The 15874-nt window shown below is 66.3% G+C and carries 14 protein-coding genes and 1 other RNA gene; all 15 read left to right on the top strand.

Translation table 11 applies throughout. The annotated features are described in order from the left end of the window. The first annotated feature begins 93 nt into the window (after window positions 1–93). Window positions 94–942 (top strand): 16S rRNA (cytidine(1402)-2'-O)-methyltransferase, encoded by an 849-nt coding sequence (gene rsmI, locus N0B71_RS13880; RefSeq protein ID WP_259759396.1) that lies wholly within the window; start codon window positions 94–96, stop codon window positions 940–942. Window positions 943–982: 40 nt separating this feature from the next. After that, window positions 983–1339, top strand: an RNA gene (gene rnpB / locus N0B71_RS13885) — RNase P RNA component class A. A 306-nt stretch (window positions 1340–1645) separates the two neighbouring features. Beyond that, window positions 1646–2101, top strand: a complete 456-nt coding sequence (mraZ, locus tag N0B71_RS13890; RefSeq protein ID WP_259759397.1) for a division/cell wall cluster transcriptional repressor MraZ — start codon at window positions 1646–1648, stop codon at window positions 2099–2101. An 8-nt stretch (window positions 2102–2109) separates the two neighbouring features. Then, window positions 2110–3051, top strand: coding sequence for a 16S rRNA (cytosine(1402)-N(4))-methyltransferase RsmH (gene rsmH, locus N0B71_RS13895; protein ID WP_259759398.1), 942 nt, complete (start codon window positions 2110–2112; stop codon window positions 3049–3051). Next, window positions 3048–3341, top strand: coding sequence for a cell division protein FtsL (gene ftsL / locus N0B71_RS13900; RefSeq protein WP_259759399.1), 294 nt, complete (start codon window positions 3048–3050; stop codon window positions 3339–3341). Before rsmH ends, ftsL begins: the two co-directional genes overlap by 4 nt. Continuing rightward, window positions 3338–5086, top strand: coding sequence for a peptidoglycan D,D-transpeptidase FtsI family protein (locus tag N0B71_RS13905; RefSeq protein WP_259759400.1), 1749 nt, complete (start codon window positions 3338–3340; stop codon window positions 5084–5086). Before ftsL ends, N0B71_RS13905 begins: the two co-directional genes overlap by 4 nt. Further along, the gene (locus N0B71_RS13910) at window positions 5086–6549 is read left to right on the top strand and encodes a UDP-N-acetylmuramoyl-L-alanyl-D-glutamate--2,6-diaminopimelate ligase (RefSeq protein WP_259759401.1); all 1464 of its coding nucleotides are present in this window, start codon (window positions 5086–5088) and stop codon (window positions 6547–6549) included. The genes N0B71_RS13905 and N0B71_RS13910 overlap by 1 nt, the downstream gene beginning before the upstream one ends. Continuing rightward, on the top strand, window positions 6542–7906 hold the full coding sequence (locus tag N0B71_RS13915) for a UDP-N-acetylmuramoyl-tripeptide--D-alanyl-D-alanine ligase (protein ID WP_259759402.1): 1365 nt from the start codon (window positions 6542–6544) through the stop codon (window positions 7904–7906). Before N0B71_RS13910 ends, N0B71_RS13915 begins: the two co-directional genes overlap by 8 nt. Next, window positions 7907–8989 carry a phospho-N-acetylmuramoyl-pentapeptide-transferase gene (gene mraY / locus N0B71_RS13920; protein WP_259759403.1) on the top strand — a complete coding sequence of 361 codons (1083 nt, stop codon included), beginning with the start codon at window positions 7907–7909 and terminating at the stop codon, window positions 8987–8989. Between the two features lie 13 nt (window positions 8990–9002). Continuing rightward, entirely contained in the window at window positions 9003–10349 is a 1347-nt protein-coding gene (gene murD / locus N0B71_RS13925; RefSeq protein WP_259759404.1) for a UDP-N-acetylmuramoyl-L-alanine--D-glutamate ligase, read from the top strand. After that, window positions 10349–11548, top strand: a complete 1200-nt coding sequence (ftsW, locus tag N0B71_RS13930; RefSeq protein WP_259759405.1) for a putative lipid II flippase FtsW — start codon at window positions 10349–10351, stop codon at window positions 11546–11548. The genes murD and ftsW overlap by 1 nt, the downstream gene beginning before the upstream one ends. Then, window positions 11538–12611 (top strand): undecaprenyldiphospho-muramoylpentapeptide beta-N-acetylglucosaminyltransferase, encoded by a 1074-nt coding sequence (gene murG / locus N0B71_RS13935; RefSeq protein ID WP_259759406.1) that lies wholly within the window; start codon window positions 11538–11540, stop codon window positions 12609–12611. Before ftsW ends, murG begins: the two co-directional genes overlap by 11 nt. Then, a complete protein-coding gene (gene murC / locus N0B71_RS13940; RefSeq protein ID WP_259759407.1) occupies window positions 12604–14058 on the top strand; it encodes a UDP-N-acetylmuramate--L-alanine ligase in 1455 nt (484 codons plus the stop codon). Before murG ends, murC begins: the two co-directional genes overlap by 8 nt. Then, on the top strand, window positions 14055–15002 hold the full coding sequence (locus N0B71_RS13945; protein WP_259759408.1) for a D-alanine--D-alanine ligase: 948 nt from the start codon (window positions 14055–14057) through the stop codon (window positions 15000–15002). The genes murC and N0B71_RS13945 overlap by 4 nt, the downstream gene beginning before the upstream one ends. Window positions 15003–15005: 3 nt before the next feature. Next, on the top strand, window positions 15006–15869 hold the full coding sequence (locus N0B71_RS13950) for a cell division protein FtsQ/DivIB (RefSeq protein WP_259759409.1): 864 nt from the start codon (window positions 15006–15008) through the stop codon (window positions 15867–15869). Window positions 15870–15874 lie beyond the last annotated feature (5 nt).

Consider the following 15874-nt stretch of genomic DNA (forward strand, 5'->3'; position numbering starts at 1 on the left):
CGATTGTACCCAAGCGGGGAAGGGGACGCGATGGCGGCTGCCGGAATCGGGATACAATGCGGCTTTTTGAGATACATACGGCGAGGTTAGCGCGTGACCCTTGGCACTCTCTATGTGGTGGCCACTCCCATTGGCAACCTGGACGACATCAGTGCGCGGGCGCTGAAGGTGCTGGCTGACGTGGCGCTGATCGCCGCCGAAGACACGCGGCACTCGGTGCGGCTGTTGCAGCATTTCGGCATCCAGACGCCGCTGGCGGCCTGTCACGAGCACAACGAGCGGGAGCAGGGCGGCCGCTTCCTCACCAAGTTGCAGGCGGGCGAGGACGTCGCGTTGATTTCCGATGCGGGGACGCCGCTGATTTCCGATCCCGGTTACCACCTGGTGCGCCAGGCGCGCGCGGCGGGTATCGCGGTCGTCCCGGTGCCGGGCGCCTGCGCGCTGATCGCAGCGCTGTCCGCAGCCGGCCTGCCATCGGATCGCTTCGTTTTCGAAGGCTTCCTCCCGGCCAAGGCGGCCGGGCGTCGTGGGCGCCTGGAAGCGCTGCTGGACGAGCCGCGCACCCTGATCTTCTACGAGGCGCCGCATCGCGTGCTGGAGTGCATCGAGGATATGGCGGCGATCTTTGGCGACGAACGGCCGGCGCTGCTGGCGCGCGAGCTGACCAAGACCTTCGAAACGCTCAAGGGGCTGCCGCTGGGGGAGTTGCGCGAGTTCGTCGCCGCCGACAGCAATCAGCAGCGCGGCGAATGCGTTCTGCTGGTGGCCGGCAAGCCTGCGCCCGAAGGGGATGAGGCGGTGGATGCCCAGACGCTGCGCGTGCTGGACCTGCTGCTGGCGGAGCTGCCGGTCAAACGCGCTACTGCGCTGGCCGCCGAGATCACCGGGGCGCGCAAGAACCAGCTTTATCAGATCGCGCTGGAGCGTCAGGGCAAGGCTTGAGCTTGTCCTGAGCGTCGTCAGCCGCTAACCTTGCGGACTGAGAGTCGATTGGACAGTCGCTGTTCCGTGGTGTTCCACCATGGGGTGGAGGAAAGTCCGGGCTCCACAGGGCAGAGTGCCAGGTAACGCCTGGGAGGCGCGAGCCTACGGAAAGTGCCACAGAAAATAACCGCCTAAGCGCGCAAGCGCCGGTAAGGGTGAAAAGGTGCGGTAAGAGCGCACCGCACGGCTGGCAACAGTTCGTGGCTAGGTAAACCCCACTCGGAGCAAGATCAAATAGGAACCCATTGGCGCGGCCCGCGTTGGGTTCGGGTAGATCGCTTGAGGCATGCAGTGATGTATGTCCCAGAGGAATGGCTGTCCTCGACAGAACCCGGCTTACAGATCGACTCTCAGCCTTTTTTCTCCACTTCTTCCCACATGACCATTTGTCGCGGACCGGAAGAAGTTTAAAACTTAAGAAATCACTTTAAGTATGAAAGCCCAGTGTTTTGAAAACACTGGGCTTTTCTCTTTTCTAGCGCGTCAAATTCCTCCCCGAACCTCTTAAAAGCACGCTAAATCTCGGTCCTATAAGGATTTTTCCCATCTGGCTCGCCTTGACGGTGGGGAGCGCGGATTTCTATAGTGTGCGGAAGTGGTATGAAGTGGGTAAAAGTGGGATCAACAGGCATGGATAGCCAACCACAGGGGAAGCGCTGACGTGTTTCGCGGAGCTAACGCCATCAGTCTCGACGCCAAAGGGCGCCTCGCGATGCCGAGTCGGTATCGTGACGAGCTCGTTTCGCGTTGCAATGGCCAGCTCATCGTCACCATCGATGCCGTCGACACCTGCCTCACTGTTTACCCCCTCCCGGAATGGGAACTCATCGAAGCCAAGCTGCGCGAACTGCCCTCGCTGCGTGAAGAGACGCGGCGCCTGCAGCGTTTGCTGATTGGTAATGCCGTTGACCTGGAGCTCGATAGCGCCGGGCGTTTTCTCGTTCCGCCGCGTCTGCGCGAATACGCAGGGCTGGACAAGAAGGCGATGCTGGTCGGCCAGCTGAACAAGTTCCAGTTGTGGGACGAAGACAAATGGAATGCGCTTGCCGAGGCCGACCTCGCAGCCATCAAAGAACCCGGCGGCCTGCCGGATGAACTGCGCGACCTTATTCTGTGAGCCTGCCTGTGACCAGTACCTTCCAACACATCACCGTTCTACTCGAGGAGGCCGTCGAAGCGCTGGCCCCCCTGGAGGGCGGCCGCTATGTGGACGGTACCTTCGGCAGGGGAGGGCACAGCCGGGCCTTGCTCGGCAGGCTTGGCCCGGGTGGTCAACTGCTCGGGTTCGACAAGGACCCGCAAGCGATCGCGACAGGAAAAGCACTGGCGGCCGAAGACGGCCGCTTCGTCATTGTGCAACGGTCCTTCGCCGAGATGGGCGAGGAGTTCTCCGCGCGCGGCCTGCAGGGCAGCGTGAATGGCGTTCTGCTGGACCTGGGCGTGTCCTCGCCGCAGCTGGATGACCCCGAGCGTGGCTTCAGCTTCCTCAACGACGGCCCGCTGGACATGCGCATGAACCCCGACCAGGGCGTCAGCGCCGCGCAGTGGATCGCCACCGCCGCGGAAGACGAAATCGCCCGCGTGTTCAAGGATTACGGCGAGGAGCGCTTCGCCAAGCGCATGGCGCGCGCCATCGTGCAGCGCCGGGCGGAAAAGCCGTTCGAGCGCACCGCCGACCTGGCCGCCGTGATCACCGAGGCCAACCCGGCCTGGGAGAAGGGCAAGAACCCGGCGACCCGCGCCTTCCAGGGGCTGCGCATCTTCATCAACAACGAGCTGGGCGATCTGGAGCGTGGCCTTGAGGCTGCCCTGGAAGGCCTGGCCATCGGCGGTCGCCTGGTGGTGATCAGCTTCCACTCGCTGGAAGACCGTATCGTCAAACAGTTCATGCGCAAGCAGGTGAAGGGCGAAGCGGACAACCTGCCGCGCAACCTGCCGATCCAGGTCAAGCCCTTCGAGCCGCGCCTGAAGCTGATCGGCAAGCCGGTCTACGCCTCCGAAGCCGAGCTCAAGGCCAACCCGCGCTCGCGCAGTGCGGTCATGCGCATCGCGGAGAAGCTCAGATGAGCCGTCTCTTCTCCAAGCGCCTGCCGACCGGCAGCTTCTTCATGCTGCTGCTGTTCATCGGCGTGCTGCTGTCCGCTATTTCCGTTTCCTACAGCGCGTACTGGAACCGCCAACTGCTCAACTCGCTGTACACCGAGCTCAACGTGCGCGACAAGGCGCAGGCCGAGTATGGCCGGCTGATCCTCGAGCAGAGCACCTGGACGGCCCACAGCCGCATCGAAGCCCTGGCGACCGACCAGTTGAAGATGCGTGTGCCCGATCCGACCGAAATCATCATGGTGGCGCCATGAGAGACCTGGCCGGCGCTCGTTATCCCTGGCGCTTCCGCGTCGTCATCGCCTTGTTGCTGGCGATGGTGGCGGCGATCGCCTGGCGTATCGTCGACCTCCACGTCATCGACCACGACTTCCTCAAGGGTCAGGGCGATGCGCGCAGCGTGCGGCACATCTCCATTCCCGCGCACCGCGGCCTGATCACCGACCGTAACGGCGAGCCGCTGGCCGTCAGTACGCCGGTGGCTACGCTGTGGGCCAACCCCAAGGAACTGGTGCTCGAGCGCGAGAAGTGGGGCTTCCTCGCCGACGCGCTGGGGCAGCCCAAGGCGGCTCTGTCCGAGCGTCTGGATGCGAACGCCGACAAGGAATTCATCTATCTGGTACGAGGCCTGACCCCGGAGCAGGGCGAGGCCGTGATGGCCCAGGTGAAGACTCATCGTATTCCGGGGGTTTACTCGGTCGAGGAGTTCCGCCGCTTCTACCCGTCCGGCGAAGTTGCCGCCCAGGTGGTGGGCTTCACCGACGTCGACGACCGTGGCCGTGAAGGCGTGGAACTGGCCTTCGACAGCTGGCTGGCCGGTGTGCCGGGCAAGCGCCAGGTGCTCAAGGACCGCCGCGGACACCTGATCCGTGACGTGCAGGTCACCCGCAACGCCAAGGCCGGCAAGACCCTCGCCCTGTCCATCGACCTGCGCCTGCAGTACCTCGCCAACCGCGAGCTGCGCAACGCGCTGGTGGAGAACGGCGCCAAGGCCGGCAGCCTGGTGATTCTCGACGTGAAGACCGGCGAAGTGCTGGCCATGGCCAACCAGCCGACCTACAACCCGAACAACCGTCGCAACCTGCAGCCGGCGATGATGCGCAACCGCGCCATGATCGACGTGTTCGAGCCGGGTTCGACCATGAAGCCGTTCTCCATGAGCGCGGCGCTGGAAACCGGCCGCTGGAAACCCACCGACAAGGTCGAGGTGTACCCGGGCACGCTGCAGATCGGCCGCTACACCATTCGTGACGTGTCCCGTACCGAAGGGCCGGTGCTGGACCTCACCGGCATCCTGATCCGCTCCAGTAACGTGGGCATGAGCAAGGTGGCCTTCGATATCGGCGGCGAAGCTATCTATAGCCTGATGCAGAAGGTCGGCCTCGGCCAGGATACCGGCCTGGGCTTCCCCGGCGAACGTGTGGGCAACCTGCCGAACTACCGGGAGTGGCGCAAGGCCGAGACGGCCACGCTGTCTTACGGCTACGGCCTGTCGGTTACCGCCATCCAGCTGGCCCATGCCTACGCGGCGCTGGCCAACAACGGCCGCAGCGTGCCGCTGACCATGGTTCGTGCCGACCGTCAGCCGGAGGCTACCCAGGTAATCCCCGAGCCGGTCGCCAAGACCATGCAGGGCATGCTCCAGCAAGTGATCGAGGCGCCCAACGGCGTGTACCGCGCCCAGGTGCCGGGCTATCACGTGGCTGGCAAGTCCGGTACCGCGCGCAAGACCGCAACCGGCGCCAAGGGCTATGCCGAGAACTCCTACCGCTCCCTGTTCGCCGGTTTCGCGCCGATGAACAACCCGCGCTACGTCGCCGTAGTGGTCATCGATGAACCCAGCAAGGCCGGCTATTTCGGTGGCCTGGTCTCCGCGCCGGTGTTCAGCAAGGTGATGTCCGGCACGCTGCGCCTGATGAACGTGCCGCCGGACAACCTGCCGGCCACCCCGCAGCAACAAGCTGATGCTGCGCCCGCTGCCAAAGGAGGGCGTGGCTGATGCCGATGAGCCTGAACCAACTGCTGCCGCAAGCCGAAAGCGGCGAACTGATCCGTGAGCTGACCCTGGACAGCCGCACCGTCAAGCCGGGCGACCTGTTCCTGGCCGTGCCGGGTGGGCGCCAGGATGGCCGCGCGCACATTGCCGCAGCGCTCACCCAGGGCGCCGCCGCCGTTGCCTACGAAGCGGAAGGCGCCGTGGATCTGCCGCCCAGCGACGTGCCGATGATTGCCATCAAGGGCCTCGCCAAACAGCTCTCCGCCATTGCCGGCCGCTTCTATGGCGAGCCGAGCCGCGGTGTCGAGCTGGTCGGCGTTACCGGTACCAACGGCAAGACCAGCGTCAGCCAGCTGGTGGCCCAGGCGCTGGACCTGCTCGGCGAGCGTTGCGGCATCGTCGGCACGCTCGGCACGGGTTTTTATGGCGCGCTGGAAAGCGGTCGTCACACCACCCCCGACCCGCTGGCGGTGCAAGCGACCCTGGCACGCCTGAAGCAGGCTGGCGCCAAGGCCGTTGCGATGGAGGTGTCCTCCCACGGGCTGGAGCAGGGCCGCGTCGCGGCGCTGGGCTTCGACGTGGCGGTGTTCACCAACCTCTCGCGGGACCATCTGGACTACCACGGCACGATGGAAGCCTACGGCGCCGCCAAGGCCAAGCTGTTTGCCTGGCCGGGCCTGCGTTGCCGGGTCATCAACCTGGATGACGACTTCGGCCGCCAACTGGCGGGCGAGTCCCACGAATCCCGCCTGATGGGGTACAGCCTCAGCGACCCGTCGGCCTATATCTATTGCCGCGAAGCGCAGTTCAGCGACGCCGGCGTGCAGGCGCAGATCGTCACGCCGCAGGGCGAAGGCCTGCTGCGCAGTGCGCTGCTGGGCAAGTTCAACCTGAGCAACCTGCTGGCCGTGGTCGGCGCCTTGCTGGGCCTGGACTACCCGCTGGGCGACGTCCTCAAGGTGCTGCCGCAACTGCAAGGGCCGGTCGGCCGCATGCAGCGTCTGGGCGGCGGCGACAAGCCGCTGGTGGTCGTCGACTACGCCCACACGCCGGACGCGCTGGAAAAAGTCCTGCTGGCCCTGCGCCCGCACGTACATGGCCAACTGCTTTGCCTGTTCGGCTGCGGTGGTGACCGCGACAGCGGCAAGCGCCCGATCATGGCGCAGATCGCCGAGCAGCACGCCGACCGCGTGCTGGTCACCGACGACAACCCGCGCACCGAGAAGAGCGAAGCGATCATCGCCGATATCCGTGCCGGTTTCGCCAAGCCCGACGCGGTGGAGTTCGTTCCCGGTCGTGGCGAGGCCATTGCTCGCCTGATTGCCTCCGCCGGCGCCGATGACGTCGTGCTGCTGGCTGGCAAGGGGCATGAGGATTACCAGGAGATCGACGGTGTTCGCCACCCGTTCTCCGATCTGGACCAGGCCGCCGAGGCGCTGGCTGCCTGGGAGGTGAAGCGTGATTAAGCCCCTTTCGCTCAACGAAATCGCCGGCGCCCTGAATGGCCGCGTGGCCGGTGCCGACGCCCGCTTCGACGCCGTCAGCACCGACAGCCGCGCCATTGTGCCCGGCCAACTGTTCATCGCCCTGACCGGCCCGCGTTTCGACGGCCACGACTACCTGGCCGACGTCGCCGCCAAGGGCGCGGTTGCCGCCCTGGTCGAGCGCGAAGTCGCCGACGCACCGCTGCCCCAGCTGGTGGTGAAAGACACCCGTATCGCGCTCGGCCAGCTCGGCGCGCTGAACCGTGCCGCCTTTACCGGCCGTGTCGCCGCCGTCACCGGCTCCAGCGGCAAGACCACCGTGAAGGAAATGCTGGCAAGCATCCTGCGGACCCAGGGCGACGTCCTGGCCACCCGCGGCAACCTGAACAACGACCTCGGTGCGCCGCTGACCCTGTTGCAGCTGGCTCCGGAGCACCAGAGTGCGGTCATCGAGCTGGGCGCCAACCGTGTCGGCGAAATCGCCTACACCGTGTCGCTGACCCGTCCCCAGGTCGCTATCATCACCAACGCCGGCACCGCCCACGTCGGCGAGTTCGGTGGCCAGGACAAGATCGTCCTGGCCAAGGGCGAGATCCTCGAAGGGCTGGCCGACGATGGCGTGGCCATCCTCAATCGCGATGACAAGGCCTTCGATACCTGGCAAACCCGCGCCGCCGGCCGCCGCGTCTCCAGTTTCGGCCTGCACGACAAGCGTGCCGACTTCCGCGCCAGTGACCTGAAGCGCGACGCCCGAGGCTGCCCGGGATTCACCCTGCACGGCCCGGCCGGCGAGGCTGCCGTTCAGCTGAATCTCCTGGGTGAGCACAACGTCAAAAACGCCCTGGCCGCCGCCGCTGCCGCCCACGCCCTGGGCGTGCCGCTGGTCGGGATCGTCTCCGGCTTGCAGAACCTGCAGCCAGTCAAGGGGCGCGCCGCAGCGCAGCTGGCGACGAACGGCATGCGTGTGATCGACGACAGCTACAACGCCAATCCGGCTTCAATCTGCGCGGCGATTGATATACTCGCCGGCTTTTCCGGCCGGACCGTTCTGGTCCTCGGGGACATGGGCGAGTTGGGTGCCTGGGCGGAATCTTCCCACCGCGAAGTGGGAACTTACGCCATTGGCAAAGTCACCGCGCTCTATGCCGTCGGACCGTTGATGAGCCACGCCGTGCAGGCGTTCGGTTCCGCGGGCCGGCATTTCGCCGATCAGGCCAGCCTGATCGACGCCCTGGCCGACGAAGCATCGTCAACCACCATTCTGATCAAGGGTTCCCGCAGCGCGGCGATGGACAAGGTCGTCGCGGCGTTGTGCGGTACCTCCGAGGAGAGTCACTAAATGCTGCTGCTGCTCGCCGAGTACCTGCAACAGTTCTACAAGGGCTTCGGCGTCTTCCAGTACCTGACCCTGCGCGGCATCCTGAGCGTGCTGACCGCACTCGCCCTGTCGCTGTGGCTGGGCCCGTGGATGATCCGCACCCTGCAGATCCGTCAGATCGGCCAGGCCGTGCGCAACGACGGCCCGCAATCGCACCTGTCCAAGAAAGGCACGCCGACCATGGGTGGCGCGCTGATCCTCACCGCCATCGCCATCAGCACCCTGCTGTGGTCCGACTGGTCGAACCGCTACATGTGGGTCGTGCTGGCCGTCACGTTGCTGTTCGGCGCGGTCGGCTGGGTAGATGACTACCGCAAGGTGATCGAGAAGAACTCGCGCGGCCTGCCGAGCCGCTGGAAGTATTTCTGGCAGTCGGTATTCGGCCTGGGCGCGGCGATCTTCCTGTTCATGACCGCCGAAACGCCGGTCGAGACCACCCTGATCGTGCCGATGCTGAAGAACGTCGAGATCCCGCTCGGCATCTTCTTCGTCGTGCTGACCTATTTCGTGATCGTCGGTTCGAGCAACGCGGTGAACCTCACCGACGGCCTCGATGGCCTGGCCATCATGCCCACCGTGATGGTCGGCGGTGCGCTGGGGATCTTCTGCTACCTGTCGGGCAACATCAAATTCGCCGAATACCTGTTCATCCCGAGCGTGCCGGGCGCGGGCGAACTGATCATCTTCTGTGCCGCCATCGTTGGTGCGGGGCTGGGCTTCCTCTGGTTCAACACCTACCCGGCGCAGGTCTTCATGGGCGACGTCGGCGCGCTGGCGCTGGGCGCCGCGCTGGGCACCATCGCGGTGATCGTCCGCCAGGAAATCGTGCTGTTCATCATGGGCGGCGTGTTCGTCATGGAAACCCTGTCGGTGGTGATCCAGGTCGCCTCCTTCAAGTTGACCGGCAAGCGGGTGTTCCGCATGGCGCCGATCCACCACCACTTCGAACTCAAGGGCTGGCCGGAGCCGCGCGTGATCGTGCGCTTCTGGATCATCACGGTGATTCTCGTGCTGATCGGCCTGGCCACGTTGAAACTGCGTTGAGGACTGATCGAGCATGAGCCTGATCGCTTCCGACCAATTCCGCATCGTTGTCGGCCTCGGCAAGAGCGGCATGTCCCTGGTGCGCTACCTGGCGCGCCAGGGCGTGCCGTTTGCCGTGGCCGATACGCGCGCGAATCCGCCGGAGCTGGCGACCCTGCGCGAGCAGTACCCGCAGGTCGAGGTGCGCTGCGGCGACCTCGACGCCGATTTCCTCTGCCGTGCCCAGGAGCTCTACGTGAGCCCCGGCCTGTCGCTGCGCGTCCCGGCGCTGGTGGAAGCTGCCGCCCGTGGCGTGCGGATGTCCGGCGACGTCGACCTGTTCGCGCGTCACGCGAAGGCGCCCATCGTCGCCATCACCGGTTCCAATGCCAAGAGCACCGTCACCACCCAGGTGGGCGACATGGCCCAGGCTGCCGGCAAGCGTGTTGCGGTCGGCGGCAACCTGGGCACCCCGGCGCTGGACCTGCTGGCCGACGACGTCGAGCTGTATGTCGTGGAACTCTCCAGCTTCCAGCTGGAAACCTGCGAGCGCCTGAACGCCGAGGTCGCCACCTGCCTGAACGTCAGCGAAGACCACATGGACCGCTACGACGGCATGGCCGACTACCACCTGGCCAAGCACCGCATCTTCCGCGGCGCCCGGCAGGTCGTGGTGAACCGTGCCGACCCGCTGAGCCGTCCGCTGATCGCCGACAACGTGCCGTGCTGGACCTTCGGCACCAACAAGCCGGACTTCAAGGGCTTTGGCCTGATCGAAGAGGACGGCGAGAAGTGGCTGGCCTTCCAGTTCGACAAACTGATGCCGGCCCGCGAGCTGAAGATTCGTGGCGCGCACAACCAGTCCAACGCCCTGGCCGCGCTGGCGCTGGGGCATGCCGTGGGCCTGCCGTTCGAACCGATGCTGCAGACCCTGCGCGAATTCGCCGGTCTCGCCCATCGCTGCCAGTGGGTGCGTGAGCGCAACGGCGTGAACTACTACGACGACTCCAAGGCCACCAATGTCGGTGCCGCCCTGGCTGCCATCGAAGGCCTGGGTGCCGACATCGACGGCAAGCTGGTGCTGATCGCCGGTGGCGACGGCAAGGGCGCCGATTTCCACGACCTGCGGGCGCCGGTGGCGCAGCATTGCCGCGCCGTCGTGCTGCTGGGCCGTGACGCCGAACTGGTCGGCGCCGCGATTGGCAATGCCGTGCCGAAGGTCCGCGTGAACACCCTGGACGAAGCCGTCGAGCATGCTGCCGACCTGGCCCTGCCGGGCGACGCCGTGCTGCTCTCGCCGGCCTGCGCGAGCCTGGACATGTTCAAGAACTACGAAGAACGCGGACGCCTGTTCGCCAAGGCCGTGGAGGAGCTCGCCTGATGTTCTCCTTCCTGCGCCCCTATCCGTCCCCGCTGATCAGCCGCAACGGCATCGATGTCGACTTCCCGCTGCTGGCGGGTTGCCTGGCGCTGCTCGGCCTCGGCCTGGTGATGGTCACTTCGGCGTCTTCCGAAGTCGCCGCGGCGCAGTCCGGCAACCCGCTGTACTTCTCGGTTCGCCACCTGATCTATCTCGCCATTGGCTTCGTCGCCTGCGGCGTGACCATGATGATCCCGATGGAAACCTGGCAGCGCTGGGGCTGGAAGCTGTTGGCCGTGGCCTTCGTGCTGCTGGTGATGGTGGTCACGCCCGGCATCGGCCGCGAGGTGAACGGCTCCATGCGCTGGATCGGTTTCGGCCTGTTCAACATCCAGCCTTCGGAGATCGCCAAGGTCTTCGTGGTGATCTTCATGGCCGGCTATCTCGTCCGTCGCCAGGAAGAGGTGCGCGAGAGCTGGCTGGGCTTCTTCAAGCCGTTCGTGGTGCTGCTGCCGATGGCCGGCCTGCTGCTGCGCGAGCCGGACTTCGGCGCCACCGTGGTGATGATGGGCGCGGCCGCCGCGATGCTGTTCCTGGGCGGCGTCGGGTTGTTCCGCTTCGGCCTGATGGTCGCGCTGGCGGTGGGCGCCGTGGTGCTGCTGATCCAGACCCAGCCCTACCGGATGGCGCGTCTGACCAACTTCACCGACCCCTGGGCCGACCAGTTCGGCGCGGGCTACCAGCTGAGCCAGGCGCTGATCGCCTTTGGCCGTGGCGGCTGGACTGGCATGGGCCTGGGCAACAGCATCCAGAAGCAGTTCTACCTGCCCGAGGCGCACACCGACTTCGTGTTCGCCGTGCTCGCCGAAGAGCTGGGCATCGTCGGCGCCATGGCGACCGTCGCCCTGTTCGTCTTCGTCAGCCTGCGCGCCCTGTACATCGGCATCTGGGCCGAGCAGTCGAAACAGTACTTCTCCGCCTATGTCGCCTACGGGCTGGCCTTCCTGTGGATCGGCCAGTTCCTGATCAACGTGGGCGTGAACGTCGGCCTCCTGCCGACCAAGGGCCTGACCCTGCCGTTCCTGAGCTACGGCGGCAGTTCGCTGGTGATCTGCTGCGCCTGCCTGGGGATGCTCCTGCGCATCGAATGGGAACGCCGCACCGTGATGGGCAGCGAGGAATATGAATTCAGCGAAGAGGACTTTGCCGATGAAAGGTAACGTCCTGATCATGGCGGGCGGCACCGGCGGACACGTGTTCCCAGCCCTGGCCTGCGCCCGTGAGTTCCAGGCGCGCGGCTACAGCGTGCACTGGCTGGGCACCCCGCGTGGCATCGAGAACGACCTGGTACCCAAGGCCGGCCTGCCGCTGCACCTGATCAATGTCAGCGGTCTGCGCGGCAAGGGCGTCAAGTCGCTCCTGCGCGCGCCGTTCGATCTGCTCAAGTCGCTGTTCCAGGCGCTGGGCGTGGTTCGCCAGCTCAAGCCGGTCTGCGTGCTTGGCCTGGGCGGGTACGTCACCGGCCCGGGCGGCCTGGCGGCCAAGCTGTCCGGCGTGCCGCTGGTGATCCACGAACAGAACGCCGTCGCCGGCACCGCCAACCGCAGCCTCGCACCGCTGGCCAAACGGGTGTGCGAAGCCTTCCCGAATACGTTCGACAGCAGCGCCAAGCGCCTGACCACCGGCAACCCGGTGCGCGTCGAGCTGTTCCTGGAAGAGGGCGCCCGTGCGCCGTTGGCCGGTCGCCGCGTCAACCTGCTGGTGTTGGGTGGCAGCCTGGGCGCCGAGCCACTGAACAAGCTGCTGCCCGAAGCCCTGGCCCAGGTACCGAGCGAGATTCGCCCGGCCATTCGCCATCAGGCCGGTCGTCAGCATGACGAAATTACCGCGGAGCGTTACCGCGCCGCGGGTGTCGAAGCGGACGTCGCTCCGTTCATCGCCGACATGGCCGCCGCCTATGCCTGGGCCGATCTGGTGATCTGCCGCGCCGGCGCGCTGACCGTGAGCGAGCTGACCGCCGCCGGCCTGCCGTCCTTCCTGGTGCCGCTGCCCCACGCGATCGACGACCACCAGACCAAGAACGCCGAATTCCTGGTGCGGGAGGGCGCAGCCCACCTGCTGCCGCAGAAATCTACCAGCGCCGCCGATCTGGCCGCGCAGTTGTCCGAGGTATTGATGCATCCCGATTCCCTGACCCGCATGGCCGCTCGCGCTCGCAGCCTGGCCAAGCCCGAGGCTACCCGCACGGTGGTCGATGCCTGCCTGGAGGTGGCCCGTGGTTAAAGAACCGACCGGCGTCACCCGCACCATGCGCCGCATCCGTCGCATCCACTTCGTCGGCATCGGTGGCGTGGGCATGTGCGGAATCGCGGAAGTGCTGCTCAACCTCGGCTACGAAGTCTCCGGCTCCGACCTCAAGGCGTCGCCGGTCACCGAGCGCCTGGAGAAGTTCGGCGCACAGATCTTCATCGGCCACCGGGCGGAGAACTCCGACGGCGCCGACGTGCTGGTGGTCTCCAGCGCGGTGAACAAGTCGAACCCGGAAGTCGCAGCCGCGCTGGATCGACGTGTGCCGGTAGTGCCGCGCGCCGAGATGCTCGCCGAGCTGATGCGCTACCGCCACGGCATCGCGGTGGCCGGTACCCACGGCAAGACCACCACCACCAGCCTGATCGCCTCGGTATTCGCCGCCGGCGGTCTGGACCCGACCTTCGTCATCGGCGGCCGCCTGAACGCCGCGGGCACCAACGCGCAGCTGGGCACCAGCCGCTACCTGGTGGCCGAGGCCGACGAGAGCGACGCCAGCTTCCTGCACCTGCAGCCGATGGTCTCGGTGGTCACCAACATCGATGCCGACCACATGAGCACCTACGGCGGCGACTTCAACAAGCTCAAGCGCACCTTCGTCGACTTCCTGCACAACCTGCCGTTCTACGGCCTGGCCGTGGTCTGCGTGGACGACCCGGTGGTGCGCGAGATCCTGCCGCAGGTCGCTCGCCCGACCGTGACCTACGGCCTGAGCGAGGACGCCGACGTCCGCGCCATCAACATCCGCCAGGAAGGCATGCGCACCTACTTCACCGTGCTGCGCCCCGAGCGCGAGCCGCTGGACGTCTCGGTGAACATGCCCGGCCTGCACAACGTGCTGAACTCCCTGGCGACCATCGTGATCGCTACCGACGAAGGCATCTCCGACGAAGCCATCGTCCAGGGCCTGTCCGGCTTCCAGGGTGTCGGCCGACGCTTCCAGGTCTATGGCGACCTGCAGGTCGAAGGCGGCAGCGTGATGCTGGTCGACGACTACGGCCACCACCCGCGCGAAGTCGCGGCGGTGATCAAGGCCGTGCGCGGTGGCTGGCCGGAGCGTCGCCTGGTGATGGTCTACCAGCCGCACCGTTACACCCGCACCCGTGACCTGTACGAGGACTTCGTGCAGGTGCTGGGCGAGGCCAACGTGCTGATGCTGATGGAGGTCTACCCGGCCGGCGAGGAGCCGATCCCCGGGGCCGACAGCCGTCACCTGTGCCATAGCATCCGCCAGCGCGGCCAGCTCGACCCGATCTACCTGGAGCGTGGCGGTGACCTCGCTTCGCTGCTGCAGCCGCTGCTGCGTCCGGGCGACATCCTGCTTTGCCAGGGCGCCGGCGATATCGGCGGGCTGGCTCCGCAACTGATCAAGAATCCGATGTTCGGCGCCGCCGCTGCGGGCGCCGAGGGGAAGAAGCAATGAGTGACGCCCTCAAATCCGCCCTCGAGCCCCGCGCCTTCGGTCGCGTCGCTGTGCTGTACGGCGGCAAGAGCGCCGAGCGCGAGGTGTCGCTGAAGTCCGGCGCCATGGTCCTGCAGGCGTTGCAGGGCGCGGGTGTGGACGCCTTCGGCATCGACGTGGGCGACGACCTGCTGGAGCGTCTGACCCGCGAGAAGATCGACCGCGCCTTCATCATCCTCCACGGCCGTGGCGGTGAAGACGGCACCATGCAGGGCCTGCTGGAAATCGCCGGCATTCCCTACACCGGCAGCGGTGTGCTGGCCTCCGCGCTGGCCATGGACAAGCTGCGGACCAAGCGCGTGTGGCTGAGCCTCGGCCTGCCGACGCCCGACCACGCCGTGCTCGCCAGCGAGGACGATTGCCGTGCCGCTGCCGCGAAGCTGGGCTTCCCGCTGATCGTCAAGCCGGCCAGCGAGGGCTCGAGCATCGGCATGGCCAAGGTGAACAGCGTGGACGAGCTGATCGCCGCCTGGGCTGCTGCCGCGAAATACGATCCGCAGGTGCTCGTCGAGCAGTGGATCAGCGGCCCCGAGTACACCGTCGCGATCCTCCGTGGGCAGGTGCTGCCGCCCATCCGTCTGGGCACCCCGCACACCTTCTACGACTACGACGCCAAGTACCTGGCCAACGATACCCAGTACCAGATTCCCTGCGGCCTGGATGCCGACAAGGAACAGGAACTCAAGGACCTGACCGCGCGCGCCTGCGATGCCCTGGGCATCCAGGGCTGGGGTCGGACCGACGTGATGCAGGACGCCCAAGGGCGCTTCTGGCTGTTGGAAGTGAACACGGCACCGGGCATGACCGATCACAGCCTGGTGCCCATGGCCGCGCGCGCGGCCGGCCTGGATTTCCAGCAACTGGTGCTGGCGATTCTCGCCCACAGCGTCGAGGCAAGGGGGTAAGTCATGAACGGCGCGCAGCTTCGTCACCAGAATCCCGGATCCGGCCGTGCACCCGCACGCAAGCCGGTGCCGCGCGGCGCCAGCCGTCTGGTGGCCAAGGAGCCGCTCAGCGCCCGTATGCCCAAGCCCAGCTTCGGCTTCCTCAAGGTGCTGCTGTGGCCGCTGGTGCTGGGCGTGCTCGGTACAGGCGCGTACTACGGCGCGCAGTACGTGCTGCCCTACGCGGACCGGCCGATCGCCAAGGTCAGCGTGGAGGGCGACCTCAGCTACATCAGCCAGGCGGCGGTGCAGCAGCGGATCAGCCCCTACGTCTCGGCCAGCTTCTTCACCATCGACCTGGCCGGCATGCGCCAGGAGCTGGAGCAGATGCCCTGGATCGCCCATGCCGAGGTACGCCGCGTATGGCCCGACCAGGTGGTGATCCGCCTGGACGAGCAACTGCCCATCGCCCGTTGGGGGGATGAGGCGCTGTTGAATAACCAGGGGCAGGCTTTCGCCCCGCGCGAAGTCGCCAACTACGAGCACCTGCCGCGCCTTTCCGGCCCGCAACGCGCTCAGCAACAAGTGATGCAGCAGTACCAGATTCTCAGCCAGATGCTTCGCCCGCTGGGCTTCACCATCGCCAGCCTGGACATGAGTTCGCGCGGCGCCTGGACCCTGGGCACCGCACAAGGCGTGGAGATCATGCTGGGCCGCGACCACGCGGTAGAACAGATTCGCCGGTTCGTGACCATCTACGACAAGGCGCTGAAAGACCAGATTTCGAAAATTGCCCGCATCGACATGCGTTACCCCAACGGCCTGGCCGTGGGTTGGCGCGATCCGGTGCCGGAAACGACGGTGGCACAGACCACCGCCGTGCAGTGAGTTGA

This window comes from Pseudomonas sp. GCEP-101 (assembly GCF_025133575.1).
Classification (GTDB): domain Bacteria; phylum Pseudomonadota; class Gammaproteobacteria; order Pseudomonadales; family Pseudomonadaceae; genus Pseudomonas; species Pseudomonas nitroreducens_B.

Coding starts and splice junctions, on each gene's coding strand:
- murD (WP_259759404.1), top strand. CDS start 9,003: ATGAGCCTGATCGCTTCCGACCAATTCCGCATCGTTGTCGGCCTCGGC.
- N0B71_RS13910 (WP_259759401.1), top strand. CDS start 5,086: ATGCCGATGAGCCTGAACCAACTGCTGCCGCAAGCCGAAAGCGGCGAA.
- murG (WP_259759406.1), top strand. CDS start 11,538: ATGAAAGGTAACGTCCTGATCATGGCGGGCGGCACCGGCGGACACGTG.
- N0B71_RS13950 (WP_259759409.1), top strand. CDS start 15,006: ATGAACGGCGCGCAGCTTCGTCACCAGAATCCCGGATCCGGCCGTGCA.
- ftsL (WP_259759399.1), top strand. CDS start 3,048: ATGAGCCGTCTCTTCTCCAAGCGCCTGCCGACCGGCAGCTTCTTCATG.
- ftsW (WP_259759405.1), top strand. CDS start 10,349: ATGTTCTCCTTCCTGCGCCCCTATCCGTCCCCGCTGATCAGCCGCAAC.
- mraY (WP_259759403.1), top strand. CDS start 7,907: ATGCTGCTGCTGCTCGCCGAGTACCTGCAACAGTTCTACAAGGGCTTC.
- N0B71_RS13905 (WP_259759400.1), top strand. CDS start 3,338: ATGAGAGACCTGGCCGGCGCTCGTTATCCCTGGCGCTTCCGCGTCGTC.
- N0B71_RS13945 (WP_259759408.1), top strand. CDS start 14,055: ATGAGTGACGCCCTCAAATCCGCCCTCGAGCCCCGCGCCTTCGGTCGC.